The 22,261-nt window shown below is 58.0% G+C and carries 21 protein-coding genes; 9 read left to right on the top strand and 12 right to left on the bottom strand.

From position 1 onward, the window contains the following. Positions 1–34 precede the first annotated feature (34 nt). From gtdA to ACYVDM_RS02505, 5 genes are all read left to right on the top strand, one after another. Positions 35–1,087 carry a gentisate 1,2-dioxygenase gene (gtdA, locus tag ACYVDM_RS02525; protein WP_415791134.1) on the top strand — a complete coding sequence of 351 codons (1,053 nt, stop codon included), beginning with the start codon at positions 35–37 and terminating at the stop codon, positions 1,085–1,087. A gap of 27 nt (positions 1,088–1,114) precedes the next feature. Beyond that, entirely contained in the window at positions 1,115–1,816 is a 702-nt protein-coding gene (locus tag ACYVDM_RS02520; protein ID WP_415791136.1) for a fumarylacetoacetate hydrolase family protein, read from the top strand. After that, the gene (gene maiA, locus ACYVDM_RS02515) at positions 1,816–2,451 is read left to right on the top strand and encodes a maleylacetoacetate isomerase (RefSeq protein ID WP_415791458.1); all 636 of its coding nucleotides are present in this window, start codon (positions 1,816–1,818) and stop codon (positions 2,449–2,451) included. Before ACYVDM_RS02520 ends, maiA begins: the two co-directional genes overlap by 1 nt. Before the next feature lie 25 nt (positions 2,452–2,476). After that, positions 2,477–3,700, top strand: coding sequence for a 3-hydroxybenzoate 6-monooxygenase (locus tag ACYVDM_RS02510; protein WP_415791138.1), 1,224 nt, complete (start codon positions 2,477–2,479; stop codon positions 3,698–3,700). A gap of 83 nt (positions 3,701–3,783) precedes the next feature. After that, positions 3,784–4,782, top strand: a complete 999-nt coding sequence (locus tag ACYVDM_RS02505; RefSeq protein WP_415791140.1) for a Bug family tripartite tricarboxylate transporter substrate binding protein — start codon at positions 3,784–3,786, stop codon at positions 4,780–4,782. A gap of 165 nt (positions 4,783–4,947) precedes the next feature. Here ACYVDM_RS02505 and ACYVDM_RS02500 read toward each other — a convergent pair whose 3' ends face one another. After that, positions 4,948–5,925, bottom strand: a complete 978-nt coding sequence (locus ACYVDM_RS02500; RefSeq protein WP_415791142.1) for a helix-turn-helix transcriptional regulator — start codon at positions 5,923–5,925, stop codon at positions 4,948–4,950. A 144-nt stretch (positions 5,926–6,069) separates the two neighbouring features. On the opposite strand from ACYVDM_RS02500, the gene ACYVDM_RS02495 reads away from it, so the two are divergent. Further along, positions 6,070–8,265 (top strand): TonB-dependent siderophore receptor, encoded by a 2,196-nt coding sequence (locus ACYVDM_RS02495; protein WP_415791144.1) that lies wholly within the window; start codon positions 6,070–6,072, stop codon positions 8,263–8,265. A 31-nt stretch (positions 8,266–8,296) separates the two neighbouring features. Here the strand turns inward: ACYVDM_RS02495 and ACYVDM_RS02490 are convergent, their stop codons facing one another. Further along, positions 8,297–9,253 (bottom strand): LysR family transcriptional regulator, encoded by a 957-nt coding sequence (locus ACYVDM_RS02490; RefSeq protein WP_415791146.1) that lies wholly within the window; start codon positions 9,251–9,253, stop codon positions 8,297–8,299. Between the two features lie 175 nt (positions 9,254–9,428). Between ACYVDM_RS02490 and ACYVDM_RS02485 the strand changes: the two genes are divergently transcribed. From ACYVDM_RS02485 to ACYVDM_RS02475, 3 genes are read left to right on the top strand one after another with little or no spacing between them, the layout of a single operon-like run. Next, positions 9,429–10,493 (top strand): TauD/TfdA family dioxygenase, encoded by a 1,065-nt coding sequence (locus ACYVDM_RS02485; RefSeq protein ID WP_415791148.1) that lies wholly within the window; start codon positions 9,429–9,431, stop codon positions 10,491–10,493. Beyond that, positions 10,493–11,098, top strand: coding sequence for a hypothetical protein (locus ACYVDM_RS02480; protein WP_415791150.1), 606 nt, complete (start codon positions 10,493–10,495; stop codon positions 11,096–11,098). The genes ACYVDM_RS02485 and ACYVDM_RS02480 overlap by 1 nt, the downstream gene beginning before the upstream one ends. Positions 11,099–11,117: 19 nt before the next feature. Beyond that, positions 11,118–12,086: a Bug family tripartite tricarboxylate transporter substrate binding protein gene (locus ACYVDM_RS02475; protein WP_415791152.1), complete on the top strand. Its 969-nt coding sequence runs from the start codon at positions 11,118–11,120 to the stop codon at positions 12,084–12,086. Between the two features lie 37 nt (positions 12,087–12,123). Here the strand turns inward: ACYVDM_RS02475 and ACYVDM_RS02470 are convergent, their stop codons facing one another. The 10 genes from ACYVDM_RS02470 to ACYVDM_RS02425 form a co-directional block, all read right to left on the bottom strand. Beyond that, positions 12,124–13,080, bottom strand: a complete 957-nt coding sequence (locus ACYVDM_RS02470; RefSeq protein ID WP_415791154.1) for a M14 family metallopeptidase — start codon at positions 13,078–13,080, stop codon at positions 12,124–12,126. Positions 13,081–13,463: 383 nt separating this feature from the next. Further along, positions 13,464–13,643: a hypothetical protein gene (locus ACYVDM_RS02465; protein WP_415791156.1), complete on the bottom strand. Its 180-nt coding sequence runs from the start codon at positions 13,641–13,643 to the stop codon at positions 13,464–13,466. Positions 13,644–13,877: 234 nt separating this feature from the next. Beyond that, positions 13,878–15,137 (bottom strand): amino acid ABC transporter substrate-binding protein, encoded by a 1,260-nt coding sequence (locus ACYVDM_RS02460; protein WP_415791158.1) that lies wholly within the window; start codon positions 15,135–15,137, stop codon positions 13,878–13,880. Then, positions 15,130–15,879: an ABC transporter ATP-binding protein gene (locus ACYVDM_RS02455; protein ID WP_415791160.1), complete on the bottom strand. Its 750-nt coding sequence runs from the start codon at positions 15,877–15,879 to the stop codon at positions 15,130–15,132. The genes ACYVDM_RS02460 and ACYVDM_RS02455 overlap by 8 nt, the downstream gene beginning before the upstream one ends. After that, positions 15,876–16,589, bottom strand: coding sequence for an ABC transporter ATP-binding protein (locus ACYVDM_RS02450; protein WP_415791162.1), 714 nt, complete (start codon positions 16,587–16,589; stop codon positions 15,876–15,878). The genes ACYVDM_RS02455 and ACYVDM_RS02450 overlap by 4 nt, the downstream gene beginning before the upstream one ends. Continuing rightward, positions 16,576–17,628: a branched-chain amino acid ABC transporter permease gene (locus tag ACYVDM_RS02445; RefSeq protein ID WP_415791164.1), complete on the bottom strand. Its 1,053-nt coding sequence runs from the start codon at positions 17,626–17,628 to the stop codon at positions 16,576–16,578. The genes ACYVDM_RS02450 and ACYVDM_RS02445 overlap by 14 nt, the downstream gene beginning before the upstream one ends. Beyond that, positions 17,625–18,497 (bottom strand): branched-chain amino acid ABC transporter permease, encoded by an 873-nt coding sequence (locus ACYVDM_RS02440; protein WP_415791166.1) that lies wholly within the window; start codon positions 18,495–18,497, stop codon positions 17,625–17,627. Before ACYVDM_RS02440 ends, ACYVDM_RS02445 begins: the two co-directional genes overlap by 4 nt. Positions 18,498–18,774: 277 nt before the next feature. Continuing rightward, on the bottom strand, positions 18,775–19,188 hold the full coding sequence (locus tag ACYVDM_RS02435; protein ID WP_415791168.1) for a hypothetical protein: 414 nt from the start codon (positions 19,186–19,188) through the stop codon (positions 18,775–18,777). A gap of 498 nt (positions 19,189–19,686) precedes the next feature. Further along, complete coding sequence (locus ACYVDM_RS02430; RefSeq protein ID WP_415791170.1) at positions 19,687–21,132, bottom strand: N-acyl-D-amino-acid deacylase family protein; 1,446 nt, start codon at positions 21,130–21,132, stop codon at positions 19,687–19,689. 15 nt (positions 21,133–21,147) lie between these two features. After that, positions 21,148–22,254, bottom strand: coding sequence for an alanine racemase (locus ACYVDM_RS02425; protein ID WP_415791172.1), 1,107 nt, complete (start codon positions 22,252–22,254; stop codon positions 21,148–21,150). Positions 22,255–22,261 lie beyond the last annotated feature (7 nt).

The following is a 22,261-nucleotide window of genomic DNA, read 5'->3' as shown; positions in this document are numbered from 1 at the left end:
CCGAATACAGCCGACTTACCGGTGGGAGACAATTATGGCCGACGGAACTTCGTCTAGCGACGCACGCGCGGATTACTACGCGCGTATTGCGACCAAACATCTCAGCCCACTCTGGGAATCCCTGCACACGCTCGTTCCTAAAGCACCCACACCCCAGTGTGTGCCGCACCTTTGGAAATACGACGACATGCGCGCCGATATCATGGCCTCCGGTGAACTCATCACCGCCGAAGAAGCCGTGCGACGCGTATTGATACTGGAAAACCCCGGCCTGCCTGGCGAGTCCAGTATCACAAAAACGCTGTATGCCGGCTGGCAACTGATCCTGCCCGGGGAAATCGCCCCCAGCCACCGCCATACTCAATCCGCCCTGCGTTTTATTGTGGAAGGCAGCGGCGCGTATACCGCGGTCAACGGTGAGCGCACCACCATGCGCCCCGGCGACTTCATCATCACGCCGTCGTGGACTTGGCACGATCATGGTAACGCCGAGGTCGTCGACGGCGGCGAACCCGTGGTCTGGCTCGATGGCCTGGACATCCCGCTCATCCGATCGCTGGATGCTGGCTTTGCAGAGAACTATCCGGAGGCGGCACAGCCCGTGACGCGACCCGAAGGCGACAGCACAGCGCGCTACGGCTACAACATGCTGCCCGTACGCCACGAAGCCCCTCAGGCCAGCACGTCGCCCATCTTCAATTATCCCTATGCCCGCACTCGGGAAGCCCTGGATCAGTTGTACCGCCACGGCGAACTCGACGCGTGGGACGGCGTCAAGCTGCGCTACGTCAATCCGGCCACGGGGGGCTATCCCATGCCCACCATGGCGACCTTCATGCAGTTCTTGCCCGCGGGTTTTCAGGGCCGCACCTATCGCAGCACCGACTCGACCATCTATAGCGTGGTTGAAGGGCGCGGCACCGCACGCATCGGCGATCAGGAATTTCCGTTTGGACCCCGCGACGTCTTTGTCGTGCCCTCATGGGTGCCCGTGCAACTCGCAGCCTTGAACGACGCCGTGCTCTTTAGCTACTCGGACCGCCCCGTACAGGCCGTGCTCGGCCTATGGCGCGAGTCGCGCGAATAACGACACTTTCTTTCCAAGGAAACACGCATGTCTTACGTCATCACCCCGCAATCGCCGGTCGGTATTCCCGTGGTCGGCAGCCAAGATTTATTTCCCGTACGCCGTGTGTACTGCGTGGGCCGTAACTACGCTGCGCATGCCCGCGAAATGGGTTTTGATCCGGACCGCGAACCCCCGTTCTTTTTCTGCAAGCCCGCCGACGCCATCGTGCCCGTCGCAGAAGGCAACACACTAGAGCTGGCCTATCCCGGCGAAACCGCCAACTATCACTACGAAATCGAACTGGTCGCGGCCATCGGCAAAGGCGGTGCCAATATCTCGGCAGAGCAGGCTCTGGAGCACGTCTGGGGCTATGCCGTCGGCCTGGACATGACGCGTCGCGATCTGCAAATGAAAATGCGCGAGGCCGGCCGTCCCTGGGAGCTGGGCAAAGCCTTCGACCAGAGCGGCCCCATCGCTCCCCTCTATCCCGCTTCACAGGTCGATGACGTTCATCATGCCAACATCTGGCTCAAGGTCAATGACCAAACCAAACAAGAAAGCAATGTCGACAAACTGATCTGGTCCGTCGCGGAAACGATCGCCTACCTGTCACGCTACTTCCGCCTGGAAGCGGGTGATTTGATCTATACCGGCACGCCCGAAGGCGTCGGCCCCGTCGTCACCGGCGATCTGATGCAAGGCGGCATCGACGGACTCGGCACGCTTCAGGTCAAGGTGACGTCGTGATGCAACTGTATAGCTTCTTCAATAGCTCGACCTCGTATCGGGTACGCATTGCCCTGGCACTCAAGGGACTGCCGCACGATTACACCGGGGTCAATATTCGCGCACGCGAGCACCGCAACGCCGACTACGAAGCGCTGAATCCGTCGCGCGGCGTACCGCTGCTGCGTGATGGCGAACTAACGCTGGGACAGTCCATGGCCATCATCGATTACCTGGATACTCAGTATCCCGAAACCCGGTTGATTCCCCTCGAACAACCTTTACGCGCCCGCGTACTTGAACTCAGCAACGCCATCGCCAACGACATTCATCCCGTGAACAACCTGCGCATCCTGCGCTACCTGCAAGACGAGCTGGGTGTCAGTGCGGCGCAAAAAGACACCTGGTACAAGCACTGGATACACGAAGGCATGATGATGGTCGAGGACCTGCTCGCGCAACACGGCGGCGGCCCGTACTGCTTTGGCGACGCCCCCACCGTGGCCGATTGCTGTCTGGTACCGCAAATCGCCAATGCACAGCGAATGGGTTGCGATCTCTCCGCCTTTCCTCGCGCCCTGGCCGTGCACGCGCATTGCCAGCAACAGCCCGCATTTGTCCAGGCTGCGCCCAGCGCGCAACCCGATTTCGCCTAATCGCGACTCACGGCAGGAGACCCCCATGACAACCACAAGGCCCCAAAGCGCCATCGTGGTGGGCGGCGGTATCGGCGGCCTGGCCGCCGCGCTGGCGCTGACACGACAAGGCATCCAAGTCCAACTGCTAGAGCAGGCCGCAGAGATCGGCGAGATTGGCGCGGGCATACAACTCGGTCCCAATGCTTTCGCGGCACTGGATGCGTTGGGCGTGGGCGACATTGCCCGACAACGCGCCGTTTTTACCGATCACATCATCATGATGGATGCGGTGGACAACACCGAAATCGTGCGCATCGAGACCGGTACGGCGTTTCGCGACCGGTTCAATGGACCCTACGCCGTCATCCATCGCGCCGACATTCACGGTTCGATTCTCGAGGGCGTGCGCAATGATCCGCTGATATCGTTCCACACCTCCACGCAAATCGACCGTTTTGTACAGACCGACGCGCATGCCGAGGTGATCGATACCCAAGGCAACAGCTACCGTGCCGATGTCGTGATTGGCTGTGATGGCGTCAAGTCGGTCGTGCGCCAGCACCTGATCGGCGACGAACCACGTGTGACCGGCCATGTGGTGTATCGCGCAGTCGTCGAACGCGACAACATGCCCGAAGACCTGCGTATCAACGCTCCCGTGCTCTGGGCCGGCCCACGCTGTCATCTGGTGCACTATCCCCTGCGCGGCGGCCAACAGTACAATCTCGTCGTCACCTTTCATAGCCGCGAACAAGAAGAGTGGGGTGTTCGCGACGGCAGCAAAGAAGAAGTGCTGTCGTACTTTCAAGGCATACACTCCCGACCCGCACAACTGCTGGATCGTCCCACATCGTGGCGCCGATGGGCCACGGCCGACCGCGAGCCTGTCGAGCAATGGAGCTTCGGGCGCGCGACCTTGCTAGGCGACGCGGCACACCCCATGTCGCAATACATGGCACAGGGCGCGTGCATGGCGCTCGAAGATGCCGTCACGCTGGGGCAGGCCGTCGCCCAGTGCCAAGGCGACCTTCCTGCCGCTTTCAAACTGTACGAATCCCTGCGTATCCCGCGCAGCGCGCGCGTCGTGTGGTCGACGCGCGAGATGGGTCGCATCTATCACGCCAAAGGCGTCGAACGCACCGTGCGCAACGCCTTGTGGAAAGATGCCACCCAAACGCGCTTTTACGACGGCTTGCAGTGGTTGTATGGCTGGAATGCCCAGAACTGCATGCAAGGCATCAAACACCAGGCGCCTGCATCACGCTAACCGAACACTGCCCCACACACCGGAAGCATCCGTGAAGCATTAACCCCGCGGCACACCATAACGACAGATAACGGAGACAACTCATGCTATCCCCTTCTCGCCGCCTATTCCTTGCGGGTGCCCTCGCTTCGGCGCTCGTGGCAGGCAGCGCAGCACACGCCGCCAACACACAAACCACCCCTTTCCCAACCAAAACCGTGACGCTGTACACCGCGTTTTCCGTGGGCAGCGGCCCCGACGTCGTGCTGCGTATCTTGAGCCAAGAGCTCAGCAAAGTCTGGAAGCAGTCCGTTGTCGTCGAAAATCGCCCCGGCGGTGGCGGTTTCATCGCCCTATCCGCTGTCGGTAAATTACCTGCCGATGGTTATGCCCTGCTGCAACTCGACAGCGAGCACGTCTCCGCGTTGCCGCATCTGTACAAGTCACGCAACTACGTCACACTGGAAAAGTTCGACCTGGTCGCGCCGCTTTTCTACACTCCGTTCATGATCGCCGTCGGCGACAAATCGCCCTGGAAAAACATCACCGATCTGGTCAGCGCGGCGAGAGCCAAGCCCGATACCGTTACCTACGGCTCCTGGTTTGTCGGCAGCCCCGGGCATCTCGGTGGTGAATGGCTCAGCACATTGACCGACACCAAAATGGTCCACGTGCCCTATAAAGAGGTCAGCCAGCTCTACACCGCCGTCGCCAACGGCGAGGTCGATTGGGCCTTTGGCACCATCCCCTCCACGCGCCCGGTCTATGACAGCGGCAAGCTGCGCTACCTGGCCATCGCCGCCCCCCAACGCAGCGTCCAATACCCCAACGTCCCCACCGTCGCCGAAGCCGGCGGCCCCGCAGAATTAGACGTCAACTCCATCGTGTCTCTGCTCGCGCCCAAAGGCATCCCCGACGAGGTGCGCGACAAGATCTACACCGACGTCACCAAGATTCTCGCCGATCCGGCCATTCGCAAACGCTTCGATACGTTTGCCTTCGAGCCGCTGACCTGGCCATTAAGCGAACTGCGCAAGCGACTTGATGAAAAATCAGACACGTACAAGGGGTTGATCGGGAACGCAAAAATCAGTCTGGATTAGAAATTCCACTTCAGCAACTGTCCAAAGCGGCTCGGCACGCTGTGGCCACCAAGGCCTGTCGACCGAGCGACTCGCCGAAGCAGACACCCCCTCGATGCAGACTGTCCGCCAGCTTGGTCATGGATCTCGGGCGCGTCTCCGGGGAGATGTGTGCGCACCATTTCACTATCTGGCGCGCGGCGAAATGCCGTACCGCGCTTTAAAGATCTTGCTGAAGTGGCTCAGGCTGGAAAATCCCACATCCCAAGCCACCTCTGTCACGCTGGCCCCCGCGTGCAATAGGCCCGAGGCCCGCTCCAGACGGACCTCGCTCAATTGGGCATGTACCGACCGGCCCAGGCGGTCACGCATGATTTGCTGCAGCCGTTTCTCCGAAAGCCCAACTGCCCGCGCCAGACGTGCGGGTGGCCACCGCTCCGCGTAACGCTCGCGCAATAATTGGCAAGCATCGTGCAATTGCTGCAGCTCACGCTCCGTAGGGCTGCATAGCGCCTGGGGCAGAGACAGTACTTGCACAAACGCCGACAGCATTTCTAGTGATTTGGCGCGATACCAGAGGCGTCGCGCCCCGGGAGAGGACGGCGCGTCACCAGATAACGCGTTGGCCAGCGCCCTCAAACTTGACGGCGCATCCACGGTGGCGACCAATGAGCCGTGCGCTGGCACGCTGGCATCATGGCGGAATCGCTCGCGTAGTAATGCCACCAGCGTTGTATCGCCCGCCCGCGCCAGCGCTTCGGGTGTGAAGCGCACATCCACCATCCGCACCCGCTGTTTCGCATGCAACTGCATTGCCCAACGCATCGGCTTTTCGTGATTGAACAAAAGCCCCGCCCCGGCGTTCAACCTCAAAGGTTCGCCACCGTCCAGCGCCAGCGTGGCGCTGCCTTCCAGCCAGACCTGCATGCCAAACACCGGGGCACCCGGTGCGGGAATCGTCAGCGCGCGCGGCGGACTGCCATCCAGCACGACTAGGCTGACCCCCTCTTCCACCCGCAGCACGCAATCGATGACGGCTTCCCAATCGTCGGTTGCCGGCACCGTCGGCAAAGTGCCACGCCACCATTCGTGCGGCTTGATCGGCGCGGAGTACAGCTCGGGCTGAGGTGGAATGATCGGGGAAGTGGCGGCGCTGACAGGCATAAGAAGTGTGTGCAAAAGCGCGGACGAGCGGCAAAACCGCTAATTCTCGCCGGGAAACCGTCAGACAGAAGCCTGGACTTCTGGAATGATGCCGACGCATAGGAATGATTCTTGTTAATTATAAATTGATCTGGGGAACGCACCGTGGTCTTTTCCATCAAGCCGCCGCCGTTGGCGCTGCTGGCTGCCCTTGCCACCTCGGCCACGGCCGTAGCGCAAACATCTACGCCAGTCGATGTCACGACACTGGCCCCGATCGTGGTGCAAAGCGCTCAGGATGCCTCGCCGACATCCGGAGACGACTACGTCGCCACGCGCAGTCGGTCCAGCACCAAGTCCGACGCCGCCCTGATCGACACCCCCCAGACCGTCAACATCATCACCCGCCGTGAAATGAACGAGCGCGGCGTCACGTCGCTGGCCCAGGCCGTGCGCTATACGCCAGGTGTGTTCGCGCAATACGGCGACAACGACGTGCGCTATGACTGGCTGACGGTGCGCGGCTTCACCCCATCGCGCTATCTGGACGGCCTGCTACTGCCGTTCGGCTCGCGTGGGTATTCGCAACCGCGTATCGACACCTATGGCCTGGAGCGCGTAGAGATCCTGAAGGGCCCGTCCTCCGGTCTGTACGGTCAGAGCGCGCCGGGTGGATTAGTCAACATGACCAGCAAGCGGCCAACCGCGGAACCCTTTAATGAAGTGGTACTGCAAGTCGGCAACTTCAATCGCTATCAAGGATCGTTCGACTTCTCGGGCCCGGCGGACGAAGAGGGGAAATTCCTGTATCGCCTGACGGGTACTCTGCGCGATAGCGACACCCAATATCAACATGTCGACGACAATCGTGGTTTCATCGCCCCCAGCTTCACATGGCGCCCCTCGTCGGACACCAGCCTGAACCTGACAGCGCAGTACCAGAAAATCACCAGCCATGGCGGCGGCGGTGCTCCCGTGCTGCCCGTCATCGGCACGCTGGAGAAAGGCAGCGACGGCTACATCCCGCGCGACAGGTTCGTGGGCGAGCCTGGTTACGACATCTTCACCAACGAACAAACCATGGTCGGCTATACCTTGGACCATCGTATCAACGACACATGGAGCCTGCGCCAAAGCACCCGGTACACCAATGTCGACACCAACACTCGCCGCGTCCAGATCGGCGCCATGGTGTCGGAATCCGAGGCTATCCGCTACGCATGGGCGTTTCCTGAGACCTCGCGCATATTCCAGATCGACAATCAGCTCAACGCCAAGTTTCAGGCGGGCCCCACACACCATGATGTCACGTTCGGCTTGGACTACCTGCGGGAGAAATCTCGCTACAACGAAAGCAGTCTAGGCCTGTTGCTGCCTCCGGCCTCGCCGCTCTTCGACGTGTTCGACCCGCAATACGGCACTCCGGTGACACGTCCGCCTACGGCCACCAAGATCAACATGACACGCAGTCAACTGGGGATATATGCCCAGGATCAGATCGAACTGGACCGCTTACGCTTCACCTTCGCCGGTCGCTACGACTGGACCGACGGTACCACCGACAATGGCACGCTCGGCGGTGACGGCCAGTGGAATTGGGCGTCGCGCGATGCCGACGCCGATCGCTTCACCGGCCGCGTCGGTGTGATCTATCGCTTTGACAACGGCCTGGCACCGTACCTGAGCTACTCGACATCGTTCCAGCCGATGACGGGCGTCACGCGCAGCGGCGCCGCACTCAAGCCAACCACGGGAGAACAATATGAGGCCGGCGTGAAATTCCAACCCGATGGCGTCGCCAGCTTCGTCACACTGTCGGCTTTTCAGATCACGCAAGAAAATGTCAGTACGCCCGACCCTGTCAATACCAGCTTTGTCGTACAAACAGGCCAGGCCCAGGTGCAGGGCATCGAACTGGAAGGCAAGGCCAGCTTTGACAATGGCTTGGATCTGACGATGTCTTACGCGCTCAGCGACAGCGAAATCACCAAGACCAACACCGCATCGCAACGCGGCAACGAACTCAACTTCGTGCCGCGTCACCAGGCCTCACTGTGGGCGGACTACACGCTGCGCGACGGCCCGCTCCAAGGCGTGGGCTTGGGCGCCGGTGTCACATACCGAGGAAGTTTCTACGGCGATCTGAACAATCAATACGCCATCCCCGCCGTCACGCTGGTCGATGCCGCCATCCGCTACGATCTGGGCCGAGCCAGCCCGGTGCTGGCAGGCGCACAAGTCGCGCTGAACGTGTCCAATCTGTTCGACAAGCGCTACGTGGCCAATTGCCTGGGCACAGCCGTCAGCTGCTACTGGGGTGGCGAACGGACCGTGATGGCGACGCTGCGGTATCGTTGGTAGGCCATCAGTAAACGATGGAGTTATCGGCAACTCAAGCGGTCGGGTGGTATAGACATGAGCCTGCCTCTGACAGACGTTTCCTGTTGTTCTTGTCCAGGGATGGCAAAACGGTTCGCACCCACTCACTGAAGCGTTTTGCCCGGGCATCATCGGCGAATGTATTAGCCATCAACAGATAATACCGACTGCGGGCCGAGGCAAATGAGGTGGCGCCCAAACGCACCATTCGGCCCTCTTTGACGTAATCCTCTACGGCAAACTCTGGCAAGAAAGCGATACCCTGTCCGTACAAGACTGCGGACAGTGAGGCATCAATGATAGAGAAAGTGGTTCGCAAGCCAGGTGGACGCCCCAACGCCTTTTCACGAAAAAATACAGACCACGCATCTTTAAGCGAAAGCTGATCAATCAAAGCTTCGGCTCGAAATAAGCTAGGATCGTCAGGAGATCGCGCACCCAATAGCCCCGCGGAGATATAGGGGAAATACTCTGTGGCGAGCAGCAACTCGGTCGTATAGTGGGGCGGAGGAATCGGCGTATTTACCAGCGCTATATCAATGCCATCCGCCAATAAATCCGGCGTACCGATCCTAGATGTGATCTCAATATTCGCTTCAAATAATGTCTGAATATGATGGCAATGCTTGCCCAGCAAGTGTATGCAGAATATCGGAGGCGCGGATATACGCACCGTTCTCCCGGACGTGCCCGATTCGACACCATACAGTACCGAGTTCATATCCCCCAATAGCATCGAGAGTTTGGCCGCCAAATCTTTGGCTTCCGTCGTCACACCGAGCCCGGTAGTGCCTCGCGTCAGTAGCGTTTTATTCAGAAATCGCTCAAGGTCGATGACATGTCGACTAACTGCGCTTTGCGTCAGCGCCAGTTCGTCTGCCGCGGCACTCACGCTACCCAGTTCAACCACCTTGATGAACGATTCAATATTGGCGATGGGCGGCAGGCCCCGGTTTCTGGTGAGCTTCATCTCATTACTTTTTTTGTTGTATTGACGTACGAAAACAGTAGAGGAGTTTGCCGAGGTTCGGCAAGCGGTTTCTGTACTGCGATCTCAACAAATTCGCATAGGGCATTAAAAATTACTGATTGATTGCCGTATGTATTGAATTCAACATTGCCTCCATCATCACGAAGGAGATGAAATGTTGAAGACAGACAGCAAGAACCCGGATATTGCGTGGTCACAAGGGCAGTTCCCCACAGGCTGGGGCGCTGAAATGCGCGGCGACAAAAAACTAGTACAGCCATTTTCAAGAGAGTTCTTGAATGATCTGAGTTCCTGCATCAAAAGCGCGAAAGCACGCGATCTCACGACGGAAACCATCACCCGAGAAGACTTCTCTACGCCCGCGATTGACGCCACGATGCAAGGGCTATTACGAGAATTACGCAGGGGTTCCGGGCTCATCATCAGCCGCGGAATCGATGCCACGGCATACACACCTGAGGACATGGAAATCATCTACATGGGCCTAGGCTTGCACCTTGGAAATGCGGTTTCCCAAAGCTCGTTCGGCGACATTCTTGGCCATGTCGCCGTACGCGACAAAAATAGCTCGAGAGGCTACACCAGCGACCGGCAATTGGACCTACACACCGACTCGGCCGAGATTATCTGCTTGATGTGTGTACGAAAAAGCCTGAGTGGCGGCGAAAGCGTTTTTGCGAGTTCCTTGAAAATTCGGGATGTGATCGCCCGAGAAAGGCCCGACCTGCTGCAGGTCCTAGAAGCCGGGTATCCCTATCATCGTCGAGGCGAAGAACATCCAGAATCAGAGCCCATTACCCCTTACAAAATCCCGGTTTTTTCAGAGAAAAACGGTGTCATCAGTTGCCGATACGTTCGAGAAATCATCGAAGTGGCATATCGGGACTTAGGTCGAGACTTGGCCGGCCTTGAGCAAGAAGCATTGGACTACTTCGATGAGGTCGCCAATCGTCCCGAAATTGCCTTCGATTTCCAATTGGAACCTGGTGATATCGCATGGATGAATAATTACCAGATTCTTCACGCCCGTCGTTCGTTCGTAAACCCCGACGATCTAGCCCATGGACGACTGCTTTATCGACTGTGGTTGCAAGATTTTCCCTCTCGCCCCATGGCCAAAGAGATGCTTGTCTACCAGAACCCTCAAGGACGTCAGGGTATAGATCCGCAAAAAAACCGTCCCGCAGGCTTGGCCAAATACTCGACAAAGAATCACTGATGACACAGGCCTGGATCAATCCGATCGCATGGGATTTAAATCTCACCCACCAATTGCTCAAAGCAGGATGGAGCCATATTCAAGTCGACTGTGAGGGAGGTTTTGTTGATGAGCGTCACCTCTTTGCCATGGTGCTTCTGCAGAAAGCGGGAGTACTCACGCCGATCTTTCGGATTCCTCCCCATGGCGAGTACTTATTCGACAAGGTGCTGAAATTTGGTGGAACGCAATTCCTACTTTCTGGAGGATATACATATCAGTTTATCGAGGGTATCTCGACGAAGCTCGCGGAAAGTGGTGAACCATCCGCGAATATTTACGTGATGATTGAATCAGCACAAGAGCTCGAGTCGGCACCTCAACTATCCTCACTACCGCATATCAGGGGATTTCACTTCGGGCTGGTTGATCTGGCAAAAGAATCAAAAGTGGACGACTGGAGAAACGTGAATGTTTGGCAGAGAGGCCTGGCGTCCGCGATCGCTCAAATCAAGAAAGAAGAAAAAACCTGCGGCAGCTACTTCTTGCCTACATGGCGAGGATCCGAGTTTGAAGCGCAGCTAGATATCTGCTCGTATAGCGTCAATGAATTCTGCCAGAAGTAATCCATCAGTAGGAGACACAATGAAAACATATAAAAACGCCCTCACCGCAATCGCGGCAATGACGTTTGCCGCGTCAGTTCATGCGGCCTACCCCGACAAACCCATAAAGCTGATCGTTCCTTTTGCGCCCGGCGGACCTACGGATATCGTCGCGCGTAGCCTGGCGGATGCCCTCTCAAAGGTGATGGATAACACTATCATCGTGGAGAACAAGCCCGGGGCGGGCGGCGGCATTGGTACGGCACAAGTCGTGCGTGCAAAACCAGACGGCTACACACTCGGCGTTGCTGCCGTATCCACACACGTTGTTAACCCAGTCTGTAATTCGAATACGGGATACGACCCCGTCAACGACTTTACGCCCATCTCTCTTGTTGCGGATATGCCCATGATATGGGTCATGCAACCCAAGATGCCGGAAAAGGATTTCAAAGAAATCATTCAAACCGCTAAAAATTCCCCTGGAAAACTGACCCAAGGTACCCCGGGCATGTGTTCACTCGGACATATGATCATCGCCAAAATCAACCATCGCCTCGGCATCAATATTGAAAGCATTCCGTATCAGGGCTCGGCTCCGGCAATGAATGACTTCATGGGGCAGAACCTGGATTTGATGCTCGACGTGGACTATTTAGTACAACCACTCGTCTTGTCCGGAAGGGCTAAGCCGTTTGCTGTGATGTGGCCGGAGCGCCTGAGCACACTTCCAAACGTCCCGACGTTTGCGGAGCTGGGCTATAAAGAATTAAACATGCGTCCTTGGTATGGACTGGTCGGCCCAAAAGGGCTCTCGCCCGAAATCACCCAGAAACTCATGGCTGCGGTGCACACGGCAATGGAGAGCCCGAAATTGCGCGAGCAGTTTAAAACCGCCGGCATGGTACCGATCGCGGACGTCGAAGGCAACGCCTTTGCCGAAAAAATCCGCTCGGAATATCTCGATACCAAAGCCTTTGCGCAAGCCAGCAAGATGGCGAAACAATAACCGCCACCTATGTTTGCCCTGCCCCGTACGATCAAACTCAGATCCGCGCCGTCAGATACACTGCTTCCCGCCCGACGATCGGCTCGCGTGCCGGCATAAAGATCGTGCAGTCATCGCAAGGCGAACGAATTTCTTCGGTGCCGTTCATTGCGATCAACTCGTCCTTGTCAAAGGTCTCGAAACCCACGACAGGACGGGTAAAGGCAAAATTCTCTGACTTGATGACGTGTGTCTCCAGCAGACGATAACGCTGCGGTACCGGTGGCGCATCTGCACCCTCTAGTGCGTCGATCAACCCAAGATGTGCGAGAAACCGCAACGTGACATCGGTGGCAAGATCCGAAGCGGATCGGGCAAAATGTTGACCGCACTCCACGACCACCGAACCGCCCTTCTGCGCGGTGGGATCGCCATGACGACCGTAGCCGATAATCGGCGTGCCGGGAAATTTGTCCGGCGACATCACTAGATGAACCACAGGCACGCCGACCGCGGATGCCAGCGCCGTATTGCGGTCCGATTCGTTGTAAACCCAAAACGGTTGCACCGGCGCCCGGGTGGAATGAATGTCCAACACGTAGTCCGCCGCATCCAGCACAGGACGCAACACGCGCGCCCGACGGACTTCCGGACTGCCGTCATCACTGTCCAACATGCCGGACGTCCAGATACGGTTCAGGTTATGGACAAGCTGCCGGTTGTTGTAAGGGTGCTCGATGTCGAACGCCTCGTATGCCTCGATATGCGCAAAGCTGATCGTCAGCGTCCCGATGTTGGGGCGCACACCCGTATCCAGCAAATGCGTCGCGGCCACCATGCCACAGATCTCGTTGCCGTGCGTAATGGCGTTGATCAACACGTGCGGGCCGGGCTTGCCGGACTCAAACCGATGAACATAGGGAATGCCCACATTGCCTTCCCGATATGCGGACAGATCGCGCGGCAAGACTTCCAGAATGGGTTCAGCGTGTGCTTCAGGCGTAGAGCTTGTCATCGTCGATGCGTCCTTGTTGCTGGTCCGAAACGATGACGATAACCGATAGTTGATAGTTCAACGACCCGGCAGCCGGCAACATCGTGGTCAGCTCTTGACCTGATGACCAGGATGCTGGCGTTCGGCGCCGACAGCCAGGGCTCGGGTCGGCGCACCGAGTCAGAACAGGTGCCAGGGAGATGAGGACCGGGTCCGAGTCGCGCCGCATAAAAAACTGAAATGCCTGACGTCCGTGACCGCCTTAACTCGCTGGGGCTCGTGCCGATGGAAATGTCGACGCAGCAACTGGCAGGCTTTCTGGATAGTGAATCAAAAAATGGAAGGAAATCTGCAGGCGTCAGGCGCGGCGCAGAATTGAATCGAGATAGCTCGGCATCGGGGCCTTACGCCAGATCCAGGCTTGTCGGCGAGGACGGTGTGGGGCCTTGCGGTGTACCAGGCACCTCATCCGGGTCGAAGGGTGGCCGATCGGGATCTGGCACAGGTTCCTCGGGTCTGGGATCGGTGGGCCACGCGGGATCGTCGGGCGGCCCAGCGGGTTCGCGATGATTCGATACGGACATAGTGATCTCCTGATATGAATGGCATCACCGTCGCCAGCAAAGAGTGTGCCTGCGGCCGTCAGCGCCCCTAGCCGTGCTTGTGGCCACCCGACCCCGCCTGAAAACAGCGCTTACTGCAGCCGTATGCGCCGTTTTTGCCTGCCTGTAACTACGGGCCGGTAGGCCGTCGAGACGGTCGAGGAGTGTGTGCCGCTGCCCGCGCACTGCTAAAACCTGCCTCTTGTTTGATTCCCGTCAACGATCCTTCCACGCCACCATCGGATATACCACCTTGGCCTGTGCCGCGTCGGTCGGCGCCACGGCTACGACCTTGCCGCCCTGGATCTGGACCAGGAACGGTTTAGGCGCCAGATTATCGTGAAAATGATCGCCGCTGGATTCAAACTTGATCGGGCCGTAAAACGCGGTGATATCGGTTTTCGCAATGGTCTCGTTGAGCTTGCTTTTCGCATCGGCATCCAAACCCGGCGCCGCACCGAGTTGCTGCAGCGCTTTCATCAACACGACACCCGCGGCGCTGCAACCGGCAGCCGTGTAGTCCGGATCCGAGCCATAGGCCTTGTTGAATGCTGCGGCGTAGTCCGCCGCACTGCCAAAGAGCTCGTCCTTGTACGGTGCATTAGGTAGCCAGACACTGATGCCCATTACACCATCGGCGTCCTTCTTCAGCTCGTCCACAAATGCCGCATCGGTAATGCCATAGTGCTGGATCAGCGCGCCAGGCGTAAAGGCTGCGCCTTTCAAGGCCTTGACCATGTCCGACAACAATACGTCATGCCCGCCTACCGCAACGATATCCGGCTTTTTCGACGCGATCGTTGTCGCGATAGGCGTCAAGTCCGCATCTTTAGGGAACAGGGTGTAGTACACCACCTCCAAGCCCGCGCTTTCCGCGCCTTCACGAAAACCCACGGCCGTATCCTTGGAGAACGGCTCGTTCACCCCCACCACGGCGATCGTCTTGGCCTTGGGATTGGAAACGCTGATGACTTCGGCAATGGACTTGCCTGCCGTCTTGTCAACGGCAGGAATAATGCCGTACGTAAACGCGGGTTGCGACGTCCAGTTGCCCGGAGACTCGGCGGAGCCGGCAATACATGGCGTTTGGTACTTCGCCGCAATGGGATTCATGGCGATTTGCACGCCACTGGTATAGGCCCCAAACAACGCGTCGACATTTTCCTCTGTGATAAGCCGCTCGCAGGCGTTGGCGCCTTGCGCGGGCTGACTCTGGCAATCCTGAATGATCAGTTCGACTTTATAAGTTTTGTCGCCGACTTTGATGCCGCCCGCGGCGTTGACCGTGTTCACCCATAGCTCATAGCCGCGCTTGGCAACCTGCCCCCCGGAGGCGGCCGAGCCGGATAGCTCAAGAACTGCACCCACCTTGAAGGTATCGGCGCTGGCGGCAAACACGCGTGGCGCCATGATCGCCCCGCCGGCCAACACGCTGGATCGAACAACAAAGTCCCTGCGCGACATTTTTCTAGCCATGATGCAACTCCTTGTCTTGATTGAATGAATCCTTCACTCCTAAATACAGCTGCATAAAATCTTTCTGACTCGGAATCTCCGCTGGTGTGCCCGAGAAACGATTGGTGCCATTGGCGAGTATGTGGATATAGTCGGCCACTTGCAGCGCCTGTTGGATATTCTGCTCGACCATCAACACGCCGACGCCCTGCTTTGCCAGTGTCGATACCCGCTGCAAGGCCTCGCTCACCAATTTCGGCGATAGCCCTGCGGAAGGCTCGTCGAACAGGATGAATTTAGGATTCAGCATGAGCGATCGCGCGATCGACAACATCATTTGTTCGCCACCGCTGAGCTGTCCCGCCTTGGTAGACAGCCGTTCGCGCAGCCGAGGAAAATTCTCGAGTTGCTGCTCAACGGCGTGACGCCTTTGCGCCCTGTCATGCAAGAGATACACGCCCATGAGCAGGTTCTCCTTGGTGGACAATCCGGGAAAGACTCCACCTCCCTGTGGCATTAAGGTCACCCCGTGCTGCAGGACGCGATGCGAAGGCAAACCCGTAAGATCCTGATCGCCCAGCCGCACTGAGCCGCTCCACGTATCGACGGCGCCCGCGATGGCTCGCAGTAGCGTGCTTTTTCCACAGCCGTTGGGTCCAAAAACACACGTGACCGCGCCGGCCTTTGCCTCGAGTGACACACCGGACAGTATCTGGATACGCCCGTAACCGGAATCGAGGTCTTTGACCTGAAGGGATGTCATAACGTCACATCTCCCAGATAGGCTTTCATGACAGTGGGATCGGATGTCACCGCATCGAAATTGCCTTCGGCGATCACCTTGCCCGCGTCCATGACGATCATCCGATCACAGATCGACTGGGTCAGTTCCATGTCGTGTTCGATGACGCAAATACTGACACCTCGCTCGCGTAGCCTGCGTATTGCGGCCAGAATGATCTCTCGCAATCGCGGATGCACACCGGCGGCGACCTCATCTAGAAACACGACCTTCGGATCACGCATCAGGATTCGCCCCATTTCCAGTAGACGCTGCTGCCCGCCAGACAGATCCCGCGCTTGATGATGCGCCATGTGCTGTAGTTCGAGCAGCTCCAGCACCTGCTCCGCACGCGATGGTGCGGTAGCCCAGTTTTCCTCCACCGTGGCGGCCAACAGGTTTTCAAAGAGCGTCATGTTCCAGAACAGCATGGGTATCTGGAACGTGCGCGCGACGCCCGCTCTGGCAATCAGATGTGTAGGACGCCCTACGATGTCTTCACCAAACAATCGGATTTTTCCGCTGTCGGGTTTGAGCACGCCAGTCAACAGATTGAACAACGTGCTCTTTCCGCTGCCATTCGGTCCGATAAAACCGATGACTTCTCCCGCATTGATGGTGAAGTCGATGCCGTGTACTGCCACTAGGCCGCCGAATGTGCGACGCAATGCGCTCACGTCAATGACTGTCATGGCGGGCCTCCTTCGGCGTCGCGGCATCGGCGCGCGGCGCTTTGTGGTGCATATCCCCCACCACACCGCCAATGACTTGGTTGAGAACGCCTCGTTTTCGAGCCCCTGGCAATAGACTGACCAAACCATTGGGCAGCACGAGTACCACGCCCATTACCAGTACGCCGATGAACACCAGATACCACGTGTTGCCGCCGAAATGCGCCGAAAACTGCTCGCTGAGAAAATACAGTACCGCCGCTCCTACTGCCGGCCCCCACAAGGTGCCGAGCCCGCCCAGCAGCACCATGACGACCATTTGATCTGTAAGAATGGTGTTCAGCACGCTGTCGGGATTAATGAACGTAATCCAGTAAGCATTGATGCCTCCCAGCACAGCCGGGATGACAGCACTGAGCACAAATGCCTGGATTTTGACGCGGTCGGCATTGATGCCCTGCATACGCGCCGCGATCTCACTATCACGCACGGCTTTGACCCGATAGCCGAACCGCGAACGCTCAAGCAAGACATAGCAAACGACATAGGCCACCACCGTGGCCCCGAGCATCGTGAAATAGAAAAATGCAGAACTGGTATTGGGGGGTAGCGACAGCCCATAGCTGCCCCCTGTGAACGGCACGACCGTGGCGAACTCTCGGATAGCTTCACCAAGCGCCCACGTGCCGATCGCAAAATAGGCGCCCCGCAGCTTGAGTACCGGCCAACCCACGATTGCCGCCAACCCGCCGGCAATGACCGCACCCACCGGCAGCGTAGCAAAGAAATTCCAGTTGTAATCCGGTTGCATCAGAATGGCCGTGCTGTAGGCGCCAATGCCAAAAAAAGCGACATGACCGAAACTGATGTATCCGGCATACCCACAAATGACATTCCAGGACAGCGCCAACCCTGCCCACATGATGATGCCTGTGCCAATCCGTATCCAATACGGTCCCGCCCAAAACGGCACTGACACGCAGATAGCCGCTAGAACGATAACCGCTACCTTACCGCCTACACCCGGACCTCGCCGGTCAGCGAATCGTTTCGATATCACACGGTTCTCCTGGCCAGACCGTTGGGCAGCAATAGCAGTATCAAGAACAACACCAGGAATACCGTCATCAGGGTGTAGTCGGCTCCCACATAGACGGTGACGAATGCCTGCAACATACCGAGGGCAAGTCCCGATACCAGCACCCCCATCACCGAGCCCAAGCCCGCAAGCACCACGACAAAAAATGCGAATAGCGTATAGCGCAGGCCGACTTGGGGCGTCGTGGAATACACGGCCCCCACCAGCACGCCTGCCATGCCGGTGACACCGACGTACAAAGCGTAGACGAACGTGCTCATGCGTTTGACGTTGACACCCATCAAGCCGGCAGAGTCTTTGTTCTGCGCCATGGCTCGGATGGCGAGGCCCAATCGGGTGAAATACAGGAAGACGAGCAGCGCCATCGCCAGCACAAGCGCAAAAACGAATCCGGCCGCCCGAACGATGGGTATCGATATACCCATTACGTGCCACACCCCCTGGAGAAACTCTGTTTGCACTGCCTTGGGGGTATAGCCAAACGTAGCGAGCAGGCCTCCACGTATCGCCGTTTCGATCCCGAAGGTAAATGCCAGCGCCATCAATGCCGGCAACGCGTAGTTGCTGGTTCGAACCCTATAGATGAAGGGGCCGATCAGCCAACCCATCAGCCCAAAAACCACCAAGACGATGGGTAACATGAGCAGCGGCTCAATGCCGAATACCTCTCGACCGATGACAGCCGCGTAGGCACCCAACACGACCCACATCCCTATCGCGAGATCGACGACATCCAGCACGCCGAACGACAGCGCGAAACCCATGCTGATTGCCACATACAACCCGCCGATGAGAAGGCCTGTCACCAGGGTTTGGACGAAGATTTCCATGGCCTTGCAGTCCTCCCGGCAGGTCAGTATCGGTTGACGTGAATTTTGCAGGGTACTCGGCATTCGGCAAAGGAAAGCAGCATCAACGAGGCGTCTGATCCGCTGCATTCGCTTCAGGTTTAAACGAATCCCGAGCGATGGTCAAGATCGTGTTTTCCTCAATACGCTCCCACCATCCTACCGTGCTCAAGGTGCAGGACACGATCCCCACTCGCTATCGTTTCAGGCCGATGCGCAATGATGATCCGCGTCATTCGCAATGACCTTACCTCAGCATTCACCTCGCGCTCGCAAGCGATATTGAAACGGGATCTTTCCCCCGCTGAGTTCCACGGGAATCGCCATGCCCGTCTTCCAGTGTCGCACTCACCTTTCCCGCATCGGCCGAAGCCACACGAGCATTGATCCGCTGTGAATCGTGGTCTGGAACCTCATCGAACAAGAACGCATCCCAGAGCACACTTGTTTGAGAGCCTGTATCCAACATCATCTTGATGGCCTTGCCGTTAACCAACACGTGAACGGTAGGATTGGCCTTACTCTGCATATCGTCGTACTGCATTGCGCTTTCGAAGAATGCAGGATGAGATGTCCAGCCAGCAGTGCAACTTTCCGTACTCGAAAATGCGCGAACAGAAGTACTAAGCGTTCCTAGCAGTAAGAGCAGAGCCGTAGCTTTGATGATTTTCATTGCGATACAACCTATTCTGCGATAACCAGACTCTAGAAATACCGTCTATGCGACGGTAAGGGCTTGAACAAACAGCGATGCACGACATTAAAATTTCCGCAGCAATTATGAGAAATTACTGCCATGGCCCACAAGGGGAATTGGTCTGATAATGCAGCTAAGAACGTGGATCAAAACGCGCATCGTGACCGCACCGGGCCATCAGACTGAAATGCGAGTTTGCAAATAGAGGTCTCTACGACCGCACTATTCAAATGACCCATGAATTGGGAAATTCCACTCACACTTGCCGAATACGCACCGCAGACGCATCGAGCTCGCGACGACACAAGGGAAGCAATACCGAGTTGCCCCAATCGTGATCGTGCAATAGGCTGGATTGATACAGATATCTCTTTCTAGGGATGCACTGAGTATAGGAGCGTTGAATGCAGAGGCAGAAGATCCCCGCACATCCGAAAAGACGCACTCAGATTGATGTCCATATAACGCGATCAGCTACGTGACGCATCGCCGCAGTTGCTGGCCGCTATGCGCACCGGTCGTCATGCCATCCGCCCAAGCCAGCACACCATTGACCGCGACATGCGCTATGCCGCACGCTGGCCGTATCGGTTCACCGTATCCAAAACCGGCATCAACAGTGCGTGCATCGAAGACCGTGATATCGGCGCACGCCCCCGGCTCAATCACCCCGCGACCGCTGAAGCCAAACTTGGCCGCCGACAACCCAGTCATTTTATGCACGGCGACTTCCAGCGAGAACAGGCCTCTGCCTCGTGCATAATGGCCTAGCACTCGGGGAAATGCTCCCCACAGCCGCGGATGCGGCTGGTTGTCATGCGGCAGGCCGTCCGAGCCGATCATGGTGCAAGGGAATGTCAGAATGCGCTCCACGTCTTGTTCGTCCATGGAGAAATAGATCGCTCCACCCGGCATCAGACGTTGTGTGGCCTCGTCGCGACCGACTCCCAGAATTGCAGCGATGTCGTCGAGATCTTGTCCAGCTAATTCCGGGTGAGGGGTAGACCACGTGACAATGACGCGATCACAGCGGCGCGTGCGCCAGACCTCCAACACGGTCGAGCCCGCGTGATAAGGGTAGCAGTCCAAGCAAACGGGCTGCATACGCATGGCACGCTCGATGTATGGCAGCGTCTCGTGGGAACGGCCGAAATTGCGTGCGCCGCTCAGCTTGTGATGCGAAATCACGACTGGCACATCAAGTCGACGGCCAATCTCGAACGTCTCGGCCAGGGCCTCCATGATGCCGTCCGACTCGTCGCGCATGTGGGTGCAATAAATACCATCGTATGCGCGCAGGTCCTCACATACTCGGACTACTTCATCTATAGTGGCCGACATGGCCGTGGTGTAAGCCAAACCCGTCGAGATGCCGATAGCCCCGGCCTTGAGCGCCTGCACAGCAAGCGTGCGCATGTGCGCGATCTCGGTATCCGACGCTGCCGCGCCTAGATCTTCCATCGCTGCCACGCGTAAGGTGGTGTGCCCGACAAGCGCGGCGAAATTCACCGCCGGTGGTCGCCGGCACAACGCGTCGAGATATCTGTCAAATGACGAGTAACGAAACCAATCGCCGCTACGATCAAGCAAATCCAGCGGCGGCGTGACAGGTTGTGGCACCGTTCGCGGCATGGGAGCCAAAGAGATGCCGCAGTTGCCAACCACCACCGTCGTCACGCCCTGCGAAAGCTTGGGCGTCATATCAGGGCTGGACAGCAACATGCGGTCATCATGGGCGTGCGAATCGATGAAGCCGGGCGCGACAATCAAACCCGCGACGTCGACGATTTGGCGAGCGGGTTCGCCCGACAAGTCGCCGATCGCCTCAATGTAGCGGCCTACGATGCCAACATCCGCATCGCGGCGTGGTGCACCGGTTCCGTCGATGACGGTCCCGTGTTTGAATATCAAGTCGAACATCAGCCAGCCCCGATCTCAGCGCAAGTTGCCCAGTTGTACCCGGGTCTCCCAGCGACCGTCCTCTGTCCGCACGAGCGCCTGGCTGTAGAGATAAGCCGTTGTGCAGGCATGTCGCGGTAGCAGCATCACACGGTCACCGACGTCCAAACCAGCGCCGTCCACCACGACGTGCTCCTCATTCATCATCAGGATCGGGCTGTCCCAACGAAAACGGTCGGCCATTGGCTTGTCTGGAGAGATCGCCTTCGAACCCGCATCAAGCGTCACGCGCGAGCCATGCCGCGACACTACAGTTGCGAGCACGAACGCCGCAGGCTTGCACCGCAGATGCGGTAGATCGGCGTCGTGCTGTGAACTGGAGTAAACCCAACTACCGGGTCCGACATAGGTCGCCAAGTCATGCGGCCAAAGGTCAAAACTATAGCTGGCACCAGCGACCACCTCGATGGCAAGCCCAGCGTCGCGGCCCTGCGCAACAAGCGTGCGGATCTGATCGGCGATCGCACCTACTTTGCTACGACGCAGTTCGATGTCACGGTCCTGGATATGGCCGTCGTAGACGTGCCATCCACCGAAGGAGCCCAGCGCGCGTGCTGCAACCGCCAGCTCCAGCGCCCCGACGTCGATGGCAGTACCCGTGCGCCCCATGCCAGGATCCAGGTCGACGTGTAGGTGCAGGTTGAGTGGCCAGCGATTTGGTTGCACCGATTGCCGCCAGGCCTCAAGGCCCTGGGGGGAGTCTACGAGAGCACCGAGCGACGCTTGCGGATACGACCCGGCTAACGAAAAATAGGCGGCCAGGTGCTGCGCATTCACAGTGGGGTAAGCCCATAACACTCTGGTGGCACCTGCATCTAAGGCCATCCGCGCTTCCGCGACGGTGGCGACTTTGAAGGCTGTGACACCGGCCTCGACCAGTCGGGTCACGATCCAACTGGCCCGATGCGTCTTGACATGCGGCATCAGCCGTCCGATGTCGCCGCAGCGCTCGACCATGGCTCGAAGATTATGCAGAAGCGCATCCTCGAAGACAACTAGACAAGGCGTAGCGATGTCCGCTGGCGGGCAGTCATGCGGTTCCAACGCATCCGTTCTATGTAGACAAGAGAAGGTCGTAGTCATCTCGTGA

It is taken from the genome of Bordetella tumulicola (assembly GCF_054779135.1).
The sequence above is the reverse complement of the archived record's forward strand: the minus strand, read 5'-3'. Positions and strand labels throughout refer to the sequence as shown.

Bases quoted from the DNA above. Each gene is read 5' to 3' on its own strand.
- ACYVDM_RS02435 (WP_415791168.1), bottom strand. From the start codon at position 19,188: ATGAAAATCATCAAAGCTACGGCTCTGCTCTTACTGCTAGGAACGCTT.
- maiA (WP_415791458.1), top strand. From the start codon at position 1,816: ATGCAACTGTATAGCTTCTTCAATAGCTCGACCTCGTATCGGGTACGC.
- ACYVDM_RS02455 (WP_415791160.1), bottom strand. From the start codon at position 15,879: ATGACATCCCTTCAGGTCAAAGACCTCGATTCCGGTTACGGGCGTATC.
- ACYVDM_RS02470 (WP_415791154.1), bottom strand. From the start codon at position 13,080: ATGACAAGCTCTACGCCTGAAGCACACGCTGAACCCATTCTGGAAGTC.
- ACYVDM_RS02460 (WP_415791158.1), bottom strand. From the start codon at position 15,137: ATGGCTAGAAAAATGTCGCGCAGGGACTTTGTTGTTCGATCCAGCGTG.
- ACYVDM_RS02520 (WP_415791136.1), top strand. From the start codon at position 1,115: ATGTCTTACGTCATCACCCCGCAATCGCCGGTCGGTATTCCCGTGGTC.
- ACYVDM_RS02510 (WP_415791138.1), top strand. From the start codon at position 2,477: ATGACAACCACAAGGCCCCAAAGCGCCATCGTGGTGGGCGGCGGTATC.
- gtdA (WP_415791134.1), top strand. From the start codon at position 35: ATGGCCGACGGAACTTCGTCTAGCGACGCACGCGCGGATTACTACGCG.
- ACYVDM_RS02450 (WP_415791162.1), bottom strand. From the start codon at position 16,589: ATGACAGTCATTGACGTGAGCGCATTGCGTCGCACATTCGGCGGCCTA.
- ACYVDM_RS02465 (WP_415791156.1), bottom strand. From the start codon at position 13,643: ATGTCCGTATCGAATCATCGCGAACCCGCTGGGCCGCCCGACGATCCC.
- ACYVDM_RS02440 (WP_415791166.1), bottom strand. From the start codon at position 18,497: ATGGAAATCTTCGTCCAAACCCTGGTGACAGGCCTTCTCATCGGCGGG.
- ACYVDM_RS02490 (WP_415791146.1), bottom strand. From the start codon at position 9,253: ATGAAGCTCACCAGAAACCGGGGCCTGCCGCCCATCGCCAATATTGAA.
- ACYVDM_RS02505 (WP_415791140.1), top strand. From the start codon at position 3,784: ATGCTATCCCCTTCTCGCCGCCTATTCCTTGCGGGTGCCCTCGCTTCG.
- ACYVDM_RS02500 (WP_415791142.1), bottom strand. From the start codon at position 5,925: ATGCCTGTCAGCGCCGCCACTTCCCCGATCATTCCACCTCAGCCCGAG.
- ACYVDM_RS02485 (WP_415791148.1), top strand. From the start codon at position 9,429: ATGTTGAAGACAGACAGCAAGAACCCGGATATTGCGTGGTCACAAGGG.
- ACYVDM_RS02425 (WP_415791172.1), bottom strand. From the start codon at position 22,254: ATGACTACGACCTTCTCTTGTCTACATAGAACGGATGCGTTGGAACCG.
- ACYVDM_RS02430 (WP_415791170.1), bottom strand. From the start codon at position 21,132: ATGTTCGACTTGATATTCAAACACGGGACCGTCATCGACGGAACCGGT.
- ACYVDM_RS02480 (WP_415791150.1), top strand. From the start codon at position 10,493: ATGACACAGGCCTGGATCAATCCGATCGCATGGGATTTAAATCTCACC.
- ACYVDM_RS02475 (WP_415791152.1), top strand. From the start codon at position 11,118: ATGAAAACATATAAAAACGCCCTCACCGCAATCGCGGCAATGACGTTT.